This is a genomic window from Lysobacter sp. N42 (assembly GCF_004344885.1).
In genome coordinates, this window is the sequence record NZ_SKFB01000054.1 from 1 (window position 1) to 16,999 (window position 16,999).

General features: G+C 70.5%; 15 protein-coding genes. 1 reads left to right on the forward strand and 14 read right to left on the reverse strand.

All coding sequences use genetic code 11. The features are described 5' to 3' along the window. Positions 1 to 143 precede the first annotated feature (143 nt). On the reverse strand, positions 144 to 845 hold the full coding sequence (locus tag EYQ95_RS24145) for a phospholipase D family protein (protein WP_132331400.1): 702 nt from the start codon (positions 843 to 845) through the stop codon (positions 144 to 146). Positions 846 to 1,445: 600 nt separating this feature from the next. On the opposite strand from EYQ95_RS24145, the gene EYQ95_RS24150 reads away from it, so the two are divergent. Next, on the forward strand, positions 1,446 to 2,387 hold the full coding sequence (locus tag EYQ95_RS24150; protein WP_243700061.1) for an integron integrase: 942 nt from the start codon (positions 1,446 to 1,448) through the stop codon (positions 2,385 to 2,387). A gap of 40 nt (positions 2,388 to 2,427) precedes the next feature. On the opposite strand, the gene EYQ95_RS24155 is transcribed toward EYQ95_RS24150, so the two are convergent. From EYQ95_RS24155 to flgJ, 13 genes are all read right to left on the reverse strand, one after another. Then, entirely contained in the window at positions 2,428 to 3,891 is a 1,464-nt protein-coding gene (locus tag EYQ95_RS24155; protein WP_132331402.1) for a sigma-54 dependent transcriptional regulator, read from the reverse strand. Next, entirely contained in the window at positions 3,888 to 4,283 is a 396-nt protein-coding gene (locus EYQ95_RS24160; protein WP_132331404.1) for a response regulator transcription factor, read from the reverse strand. Before EYQ95_RS24160 ends, EYQ95_RS24155 begins: the two co-directional genes overlap by 4 nt. A 17-nt stretch (positions 4,284 to 4,300) precedes the next feature. Then, the gene (gene rpoN / locus EYQ95_RS24165) at positions 4,301 to 5,707 is read right to left on the reverse strand and encodes an RNA polymerase factor sigma-54 (RefSeq protein WP_132331406.1); all 1,407 of its coding nucleotides are present in this window, start codon (positions 5,705 to 5,707) and stop codon (positions 4,301 to 4,303) included. Between the two features lie 236 nt (positions 5,708 to 5,943). After that, positions 5,944 to 6,576, reverse strand: a complete 633-nt coding sequence (locus tag EYQ95_RS24170) for a response regulator transcription factor (RefSeq protein WP_132331408.1) — start codon at positions 6,574 to 6,576, stop codon at positions 5,944 to 5,946. A gap of 107 nt (positions 6,577 to 6,683) precedes the next feature. Next, positions 6,684 to 7,256 carry a PilZ domain-containing protein gene (locus EYQ95_RS26475; RefSeq protein WP_165924847.1) on the reverse strand — a complete coding sequence of 191 codons (573 nt, stop codon included), beginning with the start codon at positions 7,254 to 7,256 and terminating at the stop codon, positions 6,684 to 6,686. Further along, the gene (locus EYQ95_RS26480; protein WP_165924848.1) at positions 7,253 to 7,537 is read right to left on the reverse strand and encodes a hypothetical protein; all 285 of its coding nucleotides are present in this window, start codon (positions 7,535 to 7,537) and stop codon (positions 7,253 to 7,255) included. The genes EYQ95_RS26475 and EYQ95_RS26480 overlap by 4 nt, the downstream gene beginning before the upstream one ends. Then, complete coding sequence (gene fliS, locus EYQ95_RS24180) at positions 7,534 to 7,941, reverse strand: flagellar export chaperone FliS (RefSeq protein ID WP_132331412.1); 408 nt, start codon at positions 7,939 to 7,941, stop codon at positions 7,534 to 7,536. The genes EYQ95_RS26480 and fliS overlap by 4 nt, the downstream gene beginning before the upstream one ends. Positions 7,942 to 7,960: 19 nt before the next feature. Then, positions 7,961 to 9,289: a flagellar filament capping protein FliD gene (gene fliD / locus EYQ95_RS24185; RefSeq protein WP_132331414.1), complete on the reverse strand. Its 1,329-nt coding sequence runs from the start codon at positions 9,287 to 9,289 to the stop codon at positions 7,961 to 7,963. A gap of 202 nt (positions 9,290 to 9,491) precedes the next feature. Beyond that, complete coding sequence (locus EYQ95_RS24190) at positions 9,492 to 10,628, reverse strand: flagellin (protein WP_132331416.1); 1,137 nt, start codon at positions 10,626 to 10,628, stop codon at positions 9,492 to 9,494. 729 nt (positions 10,629 to 11,357) lie between these two features. Continuing rightward, entirely contained in the window at positions 11,358 to 12,113 is a 756-nt protein-coding gene (locus EYQ95_RS24195) for a flagellar brake protein (protein ID WP_132331418.1), read from the reverse strand. 71 nt (positions 12,114 to 12,184) lie between these two features. Next, entirely contained in the window at positions 12,185 to 13,384 is a 1,200-nt protein-coding gene (gene flgL, locus EYQ95_RS24200; protein ID WP_132331420.1) for a flagellar hook-associated protein FlgL, read from the reverse strand. Between the two features lie 8 nt (positions 13,385 to 13,392). Continuing rightward, positions 13,393 to 15,267: a flagellar hook-associated protein FlgK gene (gene flgK, locus EYQ95_RS24205; RefSeq protein ID WP_165924849.1), complete on the reverse strand. Its 1,875-nt coding sequence runs from the start codon at positions 15,265 to 15,267 to the stop codon at positions 13,393 to 13,395. Positions 15,268 to 15,271: 4 nt separating this feature from the next. Next, complete coding sequence (flgJ, locus tag EYQ95_RS24210) at positions 15,272 to 16,252, reverse strand: flagellar assembly peptidoglycan hydrolase FlgJ (protein ID WP_132331424.1); 981 nt, start codon at positions 16,250 to 16,252, stop codon at positions 15,272 to 15,274. Positions 16,253 to 16,999: the final 747 nt, after the last annotated feature.

Here is a 16,999-nt window from a genome sequence, read left to right on the forward strand (position 1 = left end):
TGCGAGCCGAGAAACCTCGGTGCGGGATGTGGCCGAAGACGACGGGAAACCTCGAGCGCCACCGCTGAACACGGCCAGGCCACGTACACAGCTAACACCGGAGTTAAGCCGCGCCGCGAAGCGGCGTCGGCTTGGACGAATTGTTAGCGCCCACCCGGCTGTAGATCTTCCGGCCAGACGAAGTACGGGCCAAACTTCTTGCTGAATTTGAACTCTCCGCCCGCTTCTTTTCCCAACGCGGTCAGATGCGGCTTGCCCTCCTTAAGCTCCAGCAGGCCTCGCGCGACGAGCTGTTCAATCAACTGAGCAGTCTTCAGGCCGTGCTTGGCGGCAAGCTTCGAAGACGTGAGCTTGGAGCCACTGTCTTCTTCCGTGGAATCATCGGGCTCTTTGGCGACTACACGCTCTAGCGAAATCCGCACCTCTTCGCTGATGCGGATGATGCGCTGGGCTTCTTCATAGGCTTCGCGGTATAGGTCGGAGTCTTCTGATCGGCGAAAGAGCACACCCATCTCATTGTTGTTGACCTGGCTAAATTCGTACAGGTTCAAGCTTGTAACAATGCAGAGCTCTTCGTTGAGGTAGCACTTGGCGTGCAAGTTCTTGCAAAAGCTCGTTCGGACATACGAAAGCTCATTGAGCCAGGCTATTTCCGCCGGCTGTAGCTCGCTCTTCCCATACACGATGCGAACATCGATCTTCAGTCGGTTCTTGTCCGACAGAAGCTCCTTGATGCGGTCGTTGAGCTTGAGGAACGGGCTAATGAGGATCAGCCGATCCCGCGCATCCTTGATGAGCTCTTCGAGGAAGTAGTTCGTAGCGCTGGTGTTTAGGAACTTGGCCATGCGTTGATTCTACTGTGGGCGCTAACACCGATTCTCTAACACAAGCACCACGGTAACCGATTGGACGGCGCCCGGGCGACAACGCTTGGTGAACTTTCCTGGAAAATCAACATCTTGTGTACCCCGAATTGGCACCGGCGAGTGCTGGCACGTCTTACCATGTCGCGTGACGCGGTACGACATTCGGGTCGCGCGGTTGCGGTGCGAATGCGACAGGGGGTTTTCCTACCTCCCTTGCTGTCAATGCCTTACGGCCTCGGGCGCTTCGCCGCGGACAATTGCCACGTCGCCATCGCGTTGTTGGAGCGGTTAGTGGGCATGGATGCGTGGGTAGCGATTTACCGTGGTGTTGGGCAGTCCCTCGGGCTGAGGTTGGGGGAGGATCCGCCGGGAGGGTATGGGGCCGGGCGCTCCAAGGCTCGCTGGGCGTCTGCGGCGCCGTCACGGCGACACGACCGCGTCGTGCAGCCGCGCGGCGACGGTGGGACTGCAGGCGAGTCGCCTCTGTTGCATGCGCGCGAGGGGCGGCGGCCCCGCACCTATGAAGGCAGCGGGACGGCAGCGCAGGCGAGCGAGGCGGGCGGGAAGCGGCTTCTTGACCTGGTCCGGGAGCGGGTCCGCGTGAAGCACTACAGCCTGCGGACGGAGCGCGCGTACGTCAGCTGGGTGCGGCGCTTCATCCTCGCCAACGGCAGGCGCCACCCGCGCGAGCTCGGTGGGCCGGAGGTCGAGCGCTTCCTGACGGACCTGGCCGCTCGTGATGACGTGGCCTCCGGCACCCAGAACCAGGCGCTGGCGGCGCTCCTTTTCCTCTATCGGGAAGTGTTAGGGCTCAAGCTGCCGTGGATGCAGGACGTGGTCCGCGCCAAGCGGCCGCGAAGGTTGCCGGTCGTCCTGTCACGAAGCGAAGTCGAGCGGCTGCTTGGTGCGATGGAGGGCTCGACGCGACTGATGGCTGCGCTCCTCTATGGCACGGGGATGCGATTGATGGAATGCACGCGCCTGCGGGTCAAGGATGTCGACTTCGAGCGCGGGGAGATCCTCGTGCGCGAGGGAAAGGGCGACAAGGACAGGCGCGTGCCCCTGCCGCAGGCACTGCGCGAGGACCTGCGGCGGGCGATCGAGCGCGCACTGCTGCTGCATCGCCACGACCTCGCCGAGGGCTTCGGCGAGGCGCGGCTGCCCCATGCGCTGGCGAAGAAATACCCGAACGCAGCCCGGGATCCGGGCTGGCAGTTCGTGTTTCCCTCGGCCCAACGCTCGACCGACCCCCGCACCGGCCGGGTCCACCGCCACCATGTCGACGAGAGTTCGCTGCAGCGTGCCGTCAAGCGCGCACGCGACCTCGCGGGCATCACCAAGCCGGCGACGTGTCATACGCTGCGCCATTCGTTCGCGACCCACCTGCTCGAGGCCGGGCAGGACATCCGCACGGTGCAGGAGCTGCTCGGCCACAAGGATCTTGGTACGACGCAGATCTACACGCACGTGCTCGGCCGTGGGGCAGGCGCCGTGCTGAGCCCGCTCGACCGCGCGTTCTGACGCCGGCCGCTACCCGAGGCCGGCGCCCGTGGCGGCGGCTTCAGTCGGAATCGCGGTCGATCCCGTACTTGCGCAGCTTTTCCACCAGCGTGGTGCGGCGAAGACCGAGCAGCGGCGCGGCGTGGGCGACGACGCCATTGGCTTGCTGGAGCGCGGCTTGGATCAGTTCCAGTTCGAGTTCCGCCATGTGGCTCTTGAGGTCCAGGCCTTCGGGCGGCAGCGTGGCGCGCGGATTCAGGGCGGCAGGGCCGGGTGCGGGGCTGTCGGCGTTGGCGGCCACGGGCAGGGCAGTGCGTGGCGCGACCGCGGGATGCGCCGCGGCCGGCGCGTCGGCCGGCGTGTCCGGTACGCCGGCGCGGTAGCGGGCAGGCAGGTCGGCCACCCGTACCTGGCTGTCGGGATGCAGTACGGCAAGCCGTTCGAGCAGGTTGTGCAGTTCGCGCACGTTACCCGGCCAGCGGTAATGCTTGAGGGCGTTGACGGCTTCGCCCGTGAGCGCGACGCGCCCGCGACCGCTTGCCGCGAGCTGGCGGGTGATCGCCGCGATCAGCTCGGGAAGGTCTTCGGTGCGCTCGCGCAGCGCCGGCATCTCGATGGGAAACACGTTGAGCCGGTAGAAGAGGTCCTCGCGGAAACCTCCCTTCGCGATCTGGTCTTCGAGGTTGCGATGCGTGGCGGCGATCACGCGCACGTTGCAGGTGTAGACCTGCGTGCCGCCCACGCGCTCGAAGGTGCGTTCCTGGAGCACGCGCAGCAGCTTGACCTGCATGGCCATCGGCATGTCGCCGATTTCGTCGAGCAGCAGCGTGCCGCCCTCGGCCATCTCGAAGCGGCCCTTGCGCTGGGTGAGCGCGCCGGTGAACGCGCCCTTCTCATGGCCGAACAGTTCGCTTTCGAGCAGGTCGGCCGGGATCGCGCCGCAGTTGATCGCGACGAAGGGCTTGCCGGCGCGCTTGCTGCGCTCGTGGATGGTGCGGGCGACGACTTCCTTGCCCGTTCCCGATTCGCCGAGGATCAGTACCGTGGTGTCGAAGCCGGCCACCTGGTCGATCATGCGATTGAGCTGGCGCACCGCGTCGGAGGTGCCCGTCGGTCCGACGCTGGCCTGCGCCTCGCGGCGCTCCTCGTCGTCGATGCGCTTGAGGCTGGCGCGCCGCAGCGCGTCCTGCAGCTGCGGCCGGCGGATGGGGTAATCGAGGGGCCACACGGCATCGGGATGGACGAGCGACCGCCATGCGGCGCGCTCCTCGTGGCCGGGCAGCAGCAGCAGCGGCGGGTGCAGCGGCTGGCGCGAGAGCCAGTCGGCGAACCGCGACCAGGCATCGGTGTCGCCCACGTCGCCCACCACCACGGCGACCCAGTCGCTCGCCTTCGAGCGCGCCAGGTCCAGGTCGGCCGCGTCCGCGACGAGGCGCGGGTTGAAATCCATGAACTCCAGCAGCGTGGCGACGCGCTCCGCACGCGACATGTCGCCGTCGACCACCAGGATCCGCGACTCGCTCATTGCGTGGCCCCGGCCTCCGACGTGGTGCCGCGGCCCGCCAGCTTCTCCAGCAGCGGCATCACGTCGTGGATGTAGGACAGCTTGCTCACGAACGCGTCGGCGCCCGCGCGCAGCGCGTGCTCGCGGTGCTCGGCGTCGTCGAAATGGCTGGCGATGACGATGTAGGGCGGGGCGTCCTGCGCCTTGATCAGGCGCGTGGCCTGCAGGCCGCCCATCTCGGGCATGGCCAGGTCCATGAGCACCACGTCGGGACGCAGGGCCTCGCACTGGGCGATGGCCTCGATGCCGTTCGACGCGCTGCCGGCGATGGTGACCCAGTCGAGGCGGCGCAGGTGGCGCACGGCGGCGTTGATGAAGCCTTCGTGGTCGTCGACGAGCAGGACGCTGAGCATGGCGGTCTCCGGACCGGTTAGGCGGACGCCGCGACCCGGGGGCGCTGGCGGGCGCGGGCGGGGGCGATGTCCAGCTGGTCGCGGTACTTTGCCACCGTGCGGCGCGCGATGCGTATCCCCTGGCGCGCCAGCAGGCCGGCGATGGTCTCGTCGGCGAGCGGCGCATGCGGGGGCTCGGCCTCGATCAGGCGCTTGACCATCGCCTTGACCGCCGCGCCCGACACTTCCGCACCTTCCAGGCGCACGGCGAAGAGGCGCTTGAGCTCGAACGTGCCGCGCGGGGTCTGGATGTACTTGCCCGTGGTGATGCGCGAGACGGTGGACTCGTGCATGCCGATGGCGTCGGCCACCTCGCGCAGGGTGAGCGGGGCGATCGCCTCCTCGCCATGCTCGAGGAAGGCCTGCTGGCGCTCGACCAGCACCTGCGTGGTGCGCAGGAGCGTGTCGTTGCGCATGGCGATGCCGCGCACCAGCCAGCGGGCCTCGTCGAGCAGGCCCCGGAGCGTGCCGACGTCCCCCCGCGCGCCCGACAGGCCTGCCTCGCAGTGCGGCGAGACGCGCACCTTCGGCAGCGTGCGGCCGTTGAGGCTCACCCGCCAGGCGCCGCCGAGCTTGCGCACGACCACGTCCGGGACGACGTGGCCGTCGGTTCCCTGGGACGACTCGGGCACCGGGCAGACGTTGAGCGAGAGGATCAGTGCGATGGCGGCCTCCGCATCCGCGTGGGCGCAGCCGAGCACGGCGGCGAGCGCGCGTGCGTCGTGGCGCGCAAGCAGGGCCATGTGCTCGCGGACGATCTGGCGGGCGAGGGCCTGCACCGGGTCGGCGGGCAGGCGGTCCAGCTGCGCGCCCAGGCACTCGCCGGCGTCCTGCGCGCACAGGCCCGGCCAGTCGCCGTTGAGCAGGCGCTGGCGGACGATCTCCAGCTCACGCGCCGGGAGGCCCAGCGAGGCCATCCCCACGGCCTCGAGTTCGGCACGCGATGCCTCGAGCAGGCCGAAGTCGCTGGTGTGGTCCAGCCAGAACGCGGCGACCGCCAAGTCCGCCCGCCTCCACGACAGTTCCAGCTCCTTCAGTAGGCGCACGCGGAAGTCGGTCGATTCCCCATCGACGATCCGCGCGGTGGCGTCGTCATCCCCCAGGGTGACGCCGCCATTCATGCCCGACAGGAAAGCCGGCTCAGGCAGCTCGTCCCAGGCCGCCGCTTCCATCGCCGCCTCGTCCGCGGCGGCCTCATGGCCTTCCGCCTCCGTCTCGCCGGTCTCCTCCCCCTCGTCGAGCTCCAGCATCGGATTGCGATCCAGCGCCTGGCGTAGCTCCATCTCCAGCTGCGGGGCAGTCAGTTGCAGCAGGCGGATCGACTGCAGCAGCTGCGGCGTGAGGTTGAGCGACTGCGAGAGCTGGGTTCGGACGGTCGCCTTCATGGTGGATCGCTCCCGGAGACTGGATCGTTAGCGCGGCATGAATCCTGCAAGCCATCCTGCAAGTCCGATGCCGGGCTTCGAATCAGGAAGTTCCCGATAGCGTGTAGGGGAAATCCGGTGCCCTGTCAGGGCAGCCCTGACACTAGCGACAGAAAGCCGTCGCCAAGCGTGGAGTGGCGCACGGAATCGGCAGGTGGCCGCTCAGCTGCCTGAACGGCAGCACGTACGCGGTCGACTCAGACCCGGTCGGCCCACTGCACGGCGGCACGCACCAGCTCGACCGCGTTGCGGCAGCCTAGGGTCTCCATGAGCCGCGCCCGGTGGGTCTCCACGGTCTTGACGCTGATGCCGAGGTCGGCGGCAATCTGCTTGGTGGTCCGCCCCGCGCCGAGTGCGGTAAGGATCTCGCGCTGGCGGGGCGAGAGGCTGGCGGCGTCGCCACGCCGGCCGCGCGCGCCCAGGCCATCGGCCAGCATCGTGGCCGAGACCTGCGGGCTCAGGTAGACACGCCCCGCGTGCGCGGCGCGCAGGGCGATCTCGAGTTCGGCCGGCGCGGCCTCCTTGACCACGAAGCCATTGGCCCCGCGCAACATTGCCTCACGCACGTGGCCGGCATCGTCGTGCATGGACATGATCACCACCGCGGTATCGGGCGCGATGCGGCGCAGCTCCTCCAGCGCTTCGAAACCATTGCGGCCGGGCATGGAGAGATCGAGCAGGACCACGTGCGGCGCGTGCTCGCGGGTGCGGATCACCACCTCGTCGGCACTGGCGGCCTCGGCGACGACCTCGATCCCGTCGAATGACTCGACCAGCCGGCGCAGGCCGGCGCGGATGAGGGTGTGGTCGTCGCAGAGCAGGACGCGCATTCGGGGCCACCTTAGCGGACGGGCCGTAGCGGTTCCAGCACGGTCCGCATGGAAGGCAAGCGCGGGTGCCGGGCGAGGTCGCGCGGGCCGACGGAGCCGATGCCCAGCTAGCGCGTGCGCCGGCTCTCGGCGATCGCGCGGCGGTGAACGCGGAACAGGTGGCGCTGGAGCAGGGCTTCCAGCGTGGGAGGCAGGGCGTCGAAGGCCAGCCAGACGCGGCGGCCAGCCGGCGAGGGTTCGATCGCGAGCACCTGCGCCGGCAGCTGCACGGCCTCGGGCAGGGCGTCGGAGGGCTGCACGCGCAGCAGGGCCGAGGCGCCCGGCACCAGGCCGGGCTCGACGGCGGGCACGTCCAGCGCCGCGCCGCGCGAGGACCACTGCAGCAGCCGCGGCGGGTCCGCCGGCTGGTCGCGCAGCAGCAGGCTGCCGACCAGGCTCAGCAGCAGGTCGACCTTCGCTTCCAGCCGGTGCAGCGCCGGATCGGCCGCATTGCGGTCGTCGGTGTCGTCGGCCCGGGTCTCCTCCAGCACGGCCAGCGCGCGCAGCAGCGCCTCGGCGCGCATCAGCAGATGGCGACGGCGGTTCTCATCGGCCGGCACGGGCAGTACGGCGGCCGGGCGCACTTCCTCGCTCGCGAGCGCATCGCCGAAGAGCGCCTGCCGGGCGGCTTCGACGGTCATCCGCCCCCCTGCAGGTAGGCGGCGACCCCGCGCCGGTCGCGGCCGAGGCGGTCCAGGGCACGGCCGGCCTCGTCGCGCGCGGTGCGCAGTTCGTCGATCAGGTCGCGCTGGGCGGCCAGCAGCTGCAGCCAGGATTCGCGGCAGCGCGCCTCGGCCTGCGATTCGCCCGCGAACGCGGCACGTAGTGCCTGCTCGTGCTCCTGGATCAGCGCTTCCGCGGTCGCCCAGTCGTCGCGGGCGATGGCGGCACGGATCGCGTCCGCCGGCAGGGCCGGGATCACGGGCTCCCCGCCGGCATGCCCTCGGGCGCGATGGCGCTCCAGGCCGACTCGATGTCAGCCAGCAGGTCATCCACCTCGGCGAGGATGACCGCGTCGTTGCGGAGGTTGGCCTCGAGAAGCCGGCGCTGGATGTAGTCGTAGAGGGCGGCCAGGCCCTGGGCGATCTCGCCGCCCCGTTCGAGATCGAGCGCGCCGCCGAGGCTGCTGACGATGGTGCTGGCCTCGGCGATCGCCTGTCCCTTGCGTGCGATGTCACCCCGGTCGACGCAGGCGGCGGCCAGGCGCGTGCGCTCGCGGGCGGCGGTGAACATGACTGCGATGATGCGATGGGGATCGGCGTCGAGAACCGCGCTGGTCACGCGGGTCTGGCGGTACTGGTCGGCGAAGGCGCGTGCGGAGTGCATGGGCGTGTCCGGTGCGGGCTCACAGGCCCAGTTGTTGCTGCAGGAAGGTCATGCTCGAGTTCAGACGGGTCATCAGCGTGTCGAGCGCGGTGAACTGGGCGCGGTAGCGCGTCTCAACCGCTTTCATCCGCAGGTCGAGGTCGGCACGCTCTTTCGTGAGCGTGCGCGTGCGGCGGTCGAGGCCCTCGCTGCGCGCGGTGAGCGCGCCGTCGCTGGCGAGCACCGTGTCGAACATGGCCTCGATGCGCTTGGCCAGGCTCGACGGCTCGCTGCCGAACAGGCGCGCGGCGAGCTGCGGATCCTTCGCGATCGCGGCGTCGAAGGCGGCTTCGTCGAGCTTGAGCGTGCCGTCCTTGTTGATGGTGATGCCGGCGGCCTTGAGGTCGCTGACGTTCGAGCTCACGAGTTCCCGCATGTCGCGCGAGACGCCGCGAACCATCGCGTCGCCGTTGAGCGCTGCGGCCACGCCGGTCGAGGTGTTGTAGGCGGTATGCGTGGCGATGGACGCCACCGACGCATTGAAGGCGTTGACGAAATTCTTCGCTGCGTTCTTCTGCGCGGCGGTGTCGCTGCCGATCGAGAGTTCGCGCACCGTGCCCGGCTCGGCCTTGGTGAGCGTGAGGGTGACGCCGGCGAGAGCATCGGTGATCGTGTTCGAGGCGCTGGTTCGGTCCATGCCGTCAATGCGGATCAGCGCGTCGGTCGCGTCGCGCGAGACCATCGTGGACGCGGCCGGCGGATCGTAGGCCAGGGCGGCCAGCCCGCCGTCGCCTCCGCTTGCGGTGATGCGCAGGGCGTTCGACGTTCCGGTCTCAGTCGCCGTCAGCACCAGGTGGTGGCCGTCGTCGGCGCGCACGAGCGTCGCGCTCACGCCCTTGCCGGCGGCTTTCGCGTTGATGGCGTCGCGGATCGAAGAGAGCGAGTTCGCGCCCGGGTCAACGTCCACTTCGATTGTCGTGCCGCCGCTGACGATCGTCAGGCGGCCCGTGCCGACTGCCGCGTCCGCGCTGGCGTGCGCAGCGGAGGTGAGCTTGTGCGCCGAGGCGAGCGTGCGCACCTCGACCTGGTAGCGGCCGAGCGCGGCGCTGGTGCCCGCGGTGGCGACGAAGCCGGAGCCCTCGGGCACCGTCGCCTTGCGCGCCAGCGACGACTCGCGCGAGGCCAGCGTAGCCGCCGCCGACTTCAACGACGAGAACGCCGAGCGCAACGTGCCCAGCGCGGAGATCTCCGCCTTGAGGCGGCGGTCGGTGCGGTCCAGGCGCGCGTCCGCGGGGCCGCGCTCGGCCGAAACGAGCTGCTGCACGAGGCTGGCGACGTCCAGCCCGCTGCCGACGCCGTTCACCGCCATGGCCGGTCTCCGGCGACGACGTGCAGCGGGGGCGGGGTGGCGCGATGGCGGTGCATGGCGGCTCCGGACGGGCGCGGGCGGTCCCGCGTGATGTGGATATCGGCGCGGAACGCCGCGGCTTGAGCCCGGCCGTGCGGGATAGGAAAAGGAAAACGCCCGGCGGTGCCGGGCGTTCTCGGTGACGCATGCTGCGGTGGAGCGATCAGCGCAGGAGGCTGAGCACGCCCTGCGGTGCCTGGTTGGCCTGGGCGAGCATCGCCTGGCCGGCCTGCTGCAGGATCTGGTTGCGCGTGAGCTGCGCCGTCTCCTTCGCGTAGTCGGCGTCCTGGATGCGGCTGCGTGCGGCCGACAGGTTCTCCGACGTGGTCGTCAGGTTGGCGACCACCGAGGCGAAACGGTTCTGGATCGCACCCATGTTGCCGCGGGCGGTGTTGATCGCGTTGAGGGCGGCGTCCATCGACTGCATCGCGGCGTCGGCGCCCGACGTGGTGGAGATGTCGAGCGTGTCGAAGCCGGTGGATGTCGTCAGGTTGGTGGTCGCGGCGGTGAGGCCGGTGATCGCCGCGGACGAAGTGGCGCCGGCGTGGGCGATCGTGATGTTGGCCGTGGTCGAGACCAGCGTGACCGTCGTGGCGGTGTCATTGACCGCATACACGCCGGTGGTGCTGGACACCGAGTTGACCGCGTCGCGCACCTGGCCCGCACGCTCCGTCGCGGAGGCCGCGGCGGCGATGGCGCCGACCGACGTGCCGTTGATCGTCAGGTCGCCCGCAGTGACGGCGGTGAACGCGGTCGCCGCGGCGCCGGTCACTGTGGCTCGGCTGTAGCTGCCGAGGGCGTTCGAGTTCGCGTTGACGATCCCGCTCACCGAGATCGTCTCGCCCTGGTTCGCACCGACCTGGAAGGACTGGTTGGTGAACGAGCCGTCGAGCAGCTTGACGCCGTTGAACGAGGTCTGCGAGGCAACGCGGTTGATTTCGTCCTTCAGCTGCTGCGCCTCGGCATTGAGTGCGGCACGGTCGGTGGCCGAGTTCGTCGCATTGCGCGATTGCACGGCCAGTTCGCGGATGCGCTGCAGGTTGTTGGTGATCTCGCCCATCGCGCCTTCGGCCGTCTGTGCGAGCGAGATGCCGTCGTTGGCATTGCGCGCGGCCTGGTCGAGGCCGCGGATCTGCGTGGTGAAGCGGGTCGAGATGGCGAGGCCGGCGGCGTCGTCCTTGGCGCTGTTGATGCGCAGGCCCGAGGACAGGCGCTGCAGGCTGGTGGCCAGCTGCGAGCTCGAGGTCTGCAGGTTGCGCTGCGCATTGAGCGACATCACGTTGGTGTTGATGACAGACATGTGCGTTCTCCGAAAGAGAGGGCCGGCGGGCGGCGAAGGCCTTGGTGCCGGCTTTCGCAGGGTTCGGCGGGATTGCCTTCGCCGCTGCTGGGAGCAGTAACGGCGCTGGCCTGTCAAGCTTTAGGCCGCTGAAGGCGTAGACGCCTGTTTTCAGGCTGTTCCGGGCGACCGGCGGCCATGGCGCGTGCGGTCGGCAGCAGAGCGGAAAACTTGAGGTGGCCGCTGCAGGCAGGCGGGCGTTGCGCGGGCGAATGCGCCCCCAGCGGTATCGGCACGGAGGCGTTGGGGTGAAGGCGATGGCGTGCGTCATCCGAGGGCCGAGGTTGCGGTTCCGGCCGCGCATCGTCGGCGGGTACCGCGTTGGGCGGAGGCCCCGCACCGGCGGCAAGCGTGGATCAGCCGCTGTCGGCACGGCGCACGCCGCGCATTGCATGCGCCCGGGAACGCAGATCCGCGCCGCCGTGCATGCCATGTCGCCCGCAAGCAGTCATGACTGCAGTCGGCCGAGGTGCCCGCTCGCCTGTGACCTCGCGTGCCGGCGTGCGCGGAGCGTCATGCGATCGGCGTCGCACGCCACGCGTGGTGCTGCGTGCCCGCAGTGCGGTGCGGTGATGGAAACGGTGATGCGAATGCGGCCAGGCCGATTGCCAGGCGATGCCCGGCCTCGACGTTCGGCCCGGTCGCGAATGCGGCCCGACGTCGGCCGCGTACCGCTCCGCGGTCCGCGCGTCACTCCCTCTCGCGCGACCGTGCCGAGTGCATGCGGTCCAGGTGCATCACGTAGCGCAGCAGCTTGGCCTGGTCCTGCACGGTGAGGTCGACGAAGCTGCAGCCGGCGCGCCAGAGCCTGCGCCCGCGCTGTTCGATGCGCGCGGCATGTTGCACGCGCAGCGTGACCTTCATGGTGCCCTGTTCCGGGATGTCGAGGAACACGTCGGGAATGACGTCGCCTGCAGCCAGCGCCAGTCCGGTGTCGTCGGCGGTGAGTACCGCCAGGCCGCCGCCGCCGATGTTGGCGATGGTGGCGGTGGTCGTCTTGCGTTCGCCGTCGACGGTGTTCACCGGCATCACGCAGGCCAGGCTGCCGATGGGCTCGCGGCGCACGTACTCGCGCCGCTGCAGGTGCATGAGCTTGGCCGGCAGCGGCACTTCGAGGGCGGGCAGCCCGTCCCAGACGCCCAGCCGCGCCGGGCCGGTGGCGAAGCGGACGGTGATGCGCTCGATCGAGCCTTCGAAGCGCAGGCGCTCGGCCTGCAGCAGGCGCCCGGTGAGGGCTGCGTCGCGTGGCACGTCCACCCACATCGAGGCATCACCCAGGCCCAGCGCAACCGAGACCGCCTGCTCCGTGCCGGCCGCGTGCACCAGAAGTGCGGAGTGCCGGTCGATCAGCTTGCGCAGGCAGGCCCGCACGTCGCCGGGGTGGTGCAGCATGTACTTCTCGTACAGGCCCTCGCCTTCGGGCTGTGAGGACGCGGTCCCGGTCATGCGCGCGGCAACCGGATGTGCGCGCGTGGGCGCGACGGAGCGGTGTGGGCGGAGGTCATGCGGGTCGCGGCTCAGAGCTTGTCGAACAGGGAGCTCGACTGTACCCGCAGCAGGGTGCGCTGCGCAGCTTCGATGGCGGTGAGCTGCATGTTCAGGCGCATGGTGGCCTCGGCATAGTCCACGTCGCGCAGCCCCGAGAGCGTGCCGCGCAGGGTGGCGTGCTCGTCGGCGCGCCGGTCGGCCGCGCCGTCGAGCGAGTTCAGGCGTGCGCCCGTGGAGGCGCGGATGGACAGGAAATGCTCCTGCGCGGCGGCGATGTCGCTCAGGCCGCTGCCGACCGCATTGCCCAGGCGGGCGCGGGCGGCGGGGCTGTCGGCGGGTGCGTCGAGTGCATCGGCCAGGGCCCGGAGCGTGGCGAAGACGTCCTGGCGCGGTGCGGGTGCGATGTCGAAGGCATCGCCCGCCGCGGGTGCGCCCGACAGCTGGACCTGGACCCCCGCGGCCGTGATGCTGCCACCGGGGGTGTAGGTGCCCGTGGAAAGTACGGTGCCGCCGTCGTCGCGCATTTCCCAGGTGGTGGGCGAGGTGAACGCAAGGCGCAGGGGCTCGGCGGGCCAGGCCGCACGGTCGGCGATGCGCGTGGACTGCAGCACGCCCGTGCCGGTGTTGGCCGCGACCGCGGTGCCGCGGATCTCGCCGTCGCCGGTGCGCGGGCGCATGAAGACCTCGCTGCCGGGTTCGGTGTCGGCAAGCGCCAGGTCGGGGGCGACGTCCACCAGGTTGCGACCGTCGTCGCCCGCGTAGGTCACGCTGCCGCCCGATTCGGCGAACGGCACCACGCCGTCGCGCGCGCCGGCGAACAGGCGGCGGCCATTGCCGTCGTCCCGGTTGGCGATGGACAGTAGCTCGTTGCGGATATGGCGGACTTCGATCGCGATGAGCTTGCGGTCCTCGGGGGAAACCGTGGCCGCATTGGCCTGGATCGCCAGCTCGCGCGCGCGTGCCAGGTAGTCGCCCGCATCGGTGAGCGCGGACTCCTGCAGCCGCAGGCGGTTGCCCAGGAGGTTCGCGCCGCGCTCGTAGTGCTCGAGCGAGGCGATCGCATGGTCCAGGCGCTGGGCCTGCGCGGCACCGGTGGGGTCGTCCGCCGCGCGGGTGAGCTTGTTGCCGCTGGCCAGCTGCTGCTGCGTCTTCGCCAGATCCTTCTGCCGGGCGAGCAGGGTGGCGAGCGTTTGCTGGTAGAGGCCGCTGGTGGAGATGCGCAGGGTCATGGCGTCCTTCAGCGGCGCACGGCGCCGAGCAGCGTCTGGAACATGGTGTCGGCCGTGGCGATGACCTGCGCGGCGGCCTGGTACGCCTGCTGGTAGCGCAGCAGGTCGGCGGCTTCCTCGTCGAGATTCACGCCCGACGTGGCCTCGCGATCGGCGATGGCCTGGTCGTGGATCGCCTGCTGCGCGTCGAGGTTCATTCCGGCATGGCGCGCCTCGCCGCCGGCCCGGGCGGTCATCGCGCTCAGGCCCGTGGTGAGGTCGAGCGCGCCGCCGTCGAGCAGGCCGCGGGCATCGACGCCGGCGAGCTGGCGTGCATTGGTGTTGTCGCTGGCGCGTGCCGGAGTGCGCGCGAGGCTGAAGCGGTCACCGGCGACCGGCGTGCCGTCCAGCGTGAGCGACCAGCCGGCGCCGGTGATCGGCGTGCCGGGCGTCCAGGCGATGGGCGGGCCGTTGTCGATCATGTAGCTGTTGGCGTCGATGAACTCGATTGCGGCGCCACCGAAGCCGGCGAAGGCTGCCGGATCGGTGATGCGCGATGCGGCGGGCCGGGCATCGCCGAGGTTGGCGGCATCCACCCGCGCCTGGAGCGGTGCGGCCGCCGCGATGCGGTTCGGATCGCGCTGGACGAGCGCGATGCCGCCAGCGGCGCCCGAGGTGGGGCGGAGCTCGAAGCGGTCACCATTGGCGGGGGTGCCTGCAACCACCAGCGAAACACCCTCGATGCGCAGCGGGTCCCCGGCGGTGCCGGCGCCCGCGAGCGCCAGCGGCTCGCCGGTGGACGAGCGCGTGGCCGACCACGCGCCGCCCGCGAAGCGCAGCGTGATGTCCGGCCCCTTGAGCGCGCCCACATCGGCCACGCTCGCGGCCAGCGTCGCGCTGCCGGAATTGGCGGCATGGGCATCCACGCGCGGGGCGGGGATCGAGAACAGGTCCGCACCGGCGGTGCCGGTGTAGTCCACGCCCGCGCGCTGGGTGGCGTTGAACGCGCTGGCGAAAGCGGTGGCGACGCGGCCGAGCTCGGCGCGCGCAGGTTCGAGCACGCGGTCGCGGAACTCGAGCAGGCCGCCGATCTCGCCGGACAGGGCGCCCGACGGCAGCTTCACGGGCCCGCCGACCGCGTCCAGCGAGAGGACCTTGCGATCCGGAGCGAACGGATCGACCGACAGCGCGAGCTTACCTGCGCGAGTGCCCAGCACCAGCGCCTGGCCGCCGCTGAAGACGTTCATCGCGCCGTCGTCCTGCTCGACCACGTCCGCTCCGGTGAGCGATGCGAGTTTCTCGATGCGCAGCGCGCGCTGGTCCAGCAGGTCGGGGTTGGGCGTGCTGCCGCCGGCGACGATATCCCTGTTGAGGCGGGCGATCTCGCCGGCGAGCTGGTTGGCCACGTCGACCTGGCTGGCCATGCGCGCATCGACCTCGCGGCCCACGTTGCCCAGCTGCGTGTCCAGCGCACGCCAGCGCGTGGCGAGCTGGTCGCCCGCGTCCAGCAGCGCCTGTCGCGCCACCGCGGAGCCCGGCTCGGCCACGAGACCCTTGGCGGCGCCGAAGAATGCCGTCCACGGCCCCGACAGGCTGGTCGCCGGCCCGCTGAGCAGGCCGTCGAGGCGGTCGGAGTAGGCGCTGAGCTGCTGCAGGCGGCCGAGCTCGCCGCTGCTGTCGACCTGGCGCGCGAACACCAGCCCGTCGGCCAGGCGCTGCAGTTGCTGCACCGCCACGCCGGAGCCGACGTAGCCGTTGCCGGTCTGCGTACCGGCGCGCGCCTCCAGGTCCACGCGCTGGCGCGTATACCCGGGCGTGTTGACGTTGGCGACGTTGTGGCTGACCGTGCCCATGGCCCGCTGGAAGGCGAGCAGGGCGGATGCACCGGTTGAAAGCACGCTCATTCGGTCAGCCTCGTTCCAGTGCGGCAAGCGCGCGGCGCATGGTGGCGCCGTTGGCGATCGCGGTGATCTTGTTCGCGTACGACGGGTCCGTCGCGTAGCCGCCGCGCTGCAGCGCGCTGGCGAAGCGGTGCACGTCATCGCCCGTGCCGCGCGCGGCCGCGTAGCGCTCGCGACCCAGCAGGCGCGCGTAGTCGGCGAAGCTGTCGGCCGCGCTGGCGTAGGCGCGGAAGCTGTCGCGCATGTTCACGCGCACGCCCCCGACGTACTCGTGCGTGCCGGAGGCGACCTTCGCGCCCTTCCAGCCCGTGGCCTTGATGCCGAAGAGGTTGTGCGAGACCACGCCCTTGTCGCCGCCCACCAGGCGGCGGCCCCAGCCCGTTTCCAGCGCGGCCTGTGCGATCAGCGCCTTGGCCGACACCCCCAGCTGCTCGGCGGTCTTCTTCGCATGCGGCCAGAGCGAGCGCACGAAGGCCTCGGGGCTGGAGCAGTCCAGCGGCGTGGCCGGGCCGCAGTCGGCGTCGCCCGTCGCCCGTGCGGGCGGTGGCGCGAAGTCCGGCGGCCCGGCGGCCGGCATGGACACGCCGCTGGTCGACGGCGCCAGTTGCAGCGGCTGCGACAGCGGCATGCCGGGCGTGGCGGCCGGCTGTGCCATCGCGAAGCCGGCGCTGGGCGGGGCAAGGGGAAGGGCGCCCGTGGGGGCGGCAGCGGAGGTGGGCGACAGCGACCGCTCGAGCTGGCGCACGACCATGGGCGCGATGCCCAGGCCACGGCCTTTCGTCAGCTCCTTGGCGAGCTGCTGGTCGTACATCTCGCGGTAGGTGGTGTCGTTGCCGCCCAGCGGATCGCCGCCGGTGGTGGCGCGCATGGTCTTGATGAGCATGTGCGCGAACTGCGTCTCCAGCTCGCGCGCGGCCTTCTCGATGCCCGGGCGGTCGGTCCCGGTCGAGCGGTCCAGCGACAGCGGTTGGGTGGAGGGCAGGCGCATGTCCGCACCGATGCAAGGGGTGTGCCGGCAGTGGCGGCCCGCCAGGCGACGGACTTCCGGCTCCGATAACGGCCGGCGGCGGCGGGAGTTCAATGGCGGAGGGGACGGGTGGTCGGCCGCGCCGGGGGTTGGGGCGTGGGGCGCACGCCAAGAAACGACCAAAAGGTTCGAAGGCCGCCAAGCCACCGCCCGAGTCCATGCTCGGACGCGAAACCACGGCAGCTATTGCCAATCGTGAGGCCCCGAAGGGCGGCGCGCAGGAAGCGCGCCGTCGGCACCCGAGCCATGGATGGCGAGTGTGCCGATCGCGGTTTCGTGTCCGGTCGCGAGCTGTAGACCTGTCGGGAAAGGCCCTTTCTTTTGGGTACTTTTCTTTGGGCAAGCAAAGAAAAGGGCCTCGGGCGCGACAGCGCACGAAACGCTGTTGCTCTTGACCACACAACGCAAAGGCAATGTCCATGGATCCCCGCGTTCGCGGGGATGACGGCGTAATGGGCCGGGGCACCAGAACGCCGCGGAAGGGGGGCGGAAGTGACTGGGTCCCCGCCTTCGCGGGGACGACGGTGAGGGCGGTGCGGGCGTGTGGGACGTTCGTGGATCCGGCGTCCGCGGGGCGATGCGGGAGACAGGGCGCGGGCGCAGAGGCGCCGTCCATGGATCCCCGCGTTCGCGCACTGCTGTCCGGAGAAATTCCCCCGCGGTGTCTGGAAAGCGTTGCGGTGCTTGGAGTTTGGGGTAAAACCCCTG